Annotated in this window: 1 protein-coding gene and 2 pseudogenes; 1 reads left to right on the forward strand and 2 read right to left on the reverse strand. The window is 58.6% G+C overall.

The features are described 5' to 3' along the window. Positions 1 to 158: 158 nt before the first annotated feature. Positions 159 to 419: pseudogene (locus tag EOA60_RS31840) on the reverse strand (multicopper oxidase domain-containing protein). A gap of 18 nt (positions 420 to 437) precedes the next feature. On the opposite strand from EOA60_RS31840, the pseudogene EOA60_RS31845 reads away from it, so the two are divergent. Beyond that, positions 438 to 569, forward strand: a pseudogene (locus EOA60_RS31845) (MFS transporter); the annotation flags it as partial. 87 nt (positions 570 to 656) lie between these two features. Here EOA60_RS31845 and EOA60_RS31850 read toward each other — a convergent pair. Then, positions 657 to 1,680: hybrid-cluster NAD(P)-dependent oxidoreductase (locus EOA60_RS31850; RefSeq protein WP_164899727.1), on the reverse strand; the 1,024-nt coding region annotated here is incomplete at its 5' end.

A 1,680-nucleotide genomic window follows, 5' to 3' on the forward strand; every position in this document is an offset into this window, starting at 1 on the left:
GAACATCTCGGCTATCGACTTCGCGGCGGCCGCCATTTCCTTCATCGATTCCTGTCGCGCCGCCACAATCGGACCGCCCGAACCCGCTGCCAGCGACGGAGCAAAGGTCAGCGAGCCGGCGAGCAAAAGCATCGCCGCCGCGACAACGGCGCGGCCTCTCATGCCCGCACGTTGACAATGCCCATCATGCCGAGCTGCTCATGCTCGAGGATGTGGCAGTGATACATGCGCGCACCCGGCTGCTCCTGGCGCGTGATGAGCCGCACCGTCTTCTCCTCGCGCTACGTTGACCGTGTCCTTCCATGCCAGATAGGGCGATCTGGCGACCTGGCCGTCGCGCTCGCGCTCACGACCTTGAACTGCGTGCCGTGGAGATGGAACGGGTGATTCATGTAGGGTTCGGAGAAGAAAGTCATCATGCTGAGCGTCCTCGCCGACCGTAGGTCACTGAGATTTGGCAGATCTATGTCCTGATCTTCATCCTGCAGTCGGCCTCAGCCGGTTTCACGCCGACGTTCCAGGCCACAATCCCCGACGTTTTGCCGGGCGAGAAGGACTATACCAAGGCGCACCCTGACACTGCACCGGGGGCACTCCGCCAGGGCCGCCAAATGTTAAGGCCATTGGCCATATCGCCGCTTAGAATTTCGACCGAGTCAAAGATCGATTGAAACATTGCCTTGCGCGCGGCTGCAACAGGCCAGCACATAACCCGCAGACTTCTCTTCGGAAGTGAGCCCGCCAAGATCACACATCGACACTTCGCCGGAGAGCTTGGCTATTCGGCAAGTGCCGCAAACTCCTTGCTGGCACGCGGTGGGGACATAGACGCCACATTTGCGCGCTGCATCCAGCAGGGTCTCTCCGGGCGCGCAGCAATGCTCTATTCCAGACTTGGTGAAGTGGACAAAAGACGAAATGGCAGAGGCTTCATCCGGAGCAGCACCGCCAGCGTAGCCTCCGAAGCTCTCCTCGTAATAGGCCAGCGGTTCAATACCAACTTCATCAAAACTGGCTCGTATTGCCTTCATGTAGAGTTCGGGGCCGCAAGTGTAGACTGTACGATTGGCAAGATCGGGAACAAGGCGCAGGAGCAGGGGGCCATTTAACCGGCCACTCGGTCCTGCCCACGAGGAATCTCCCTTGGAACAAAGGAATGTCACCTCGACGTTGGGAAATCGGGCAGCGAGTGCATCGAGTTCCGATTTAAAGATGATATCGCGTGGCGACCGCACGCTGTAGATGAGCCGAAGGTCCAGATCGGATGCTCGATCCGTCAACATTCGCAGCATCGACATAAGAGGCGTGATCCCGCTGCCGCCCGCAAGAAAGAGAGGCTTTTCGCTGGCAGCGTCATCGAGTTTGAACGAACCCAGGGGGCCTTCAATCTTGATTTCATCGCCGGACCGCAGATTGTCGTGGAGCCAATTGGAAACCAGCCCGCCAGGTGTACGCTTTACCGTGATGTGCAAATCAAGTGGTCGAGTCGGTGGAGAGGAGACGGAGTAGGCTCGCGTCACATTGAGCCCGTCAATGCTCAGGCGAACAAGCACATATTGTCCCGCATTGAAGCAGAACATGCGGTCTGACGCAGCCGAAAAGACAAACGTTTTCACGTCGTGCGTCTCGTCGATCACCCGACGGCAGACCATTGCCTGCGGCGATGAGTCGGCCCATTGC

The organism is Mesorhizobium sp. M1A.F.Ca.IN.020.06.1.1 (genome assembly GCF_004023265.1).
In the GTDB taxonomy this organism is placed as follows: Bacteria; Pseudomonadota; Alphaproteobacteria; order Rhizobiales; family Rhizobiaceae; genus Mesorhizobium.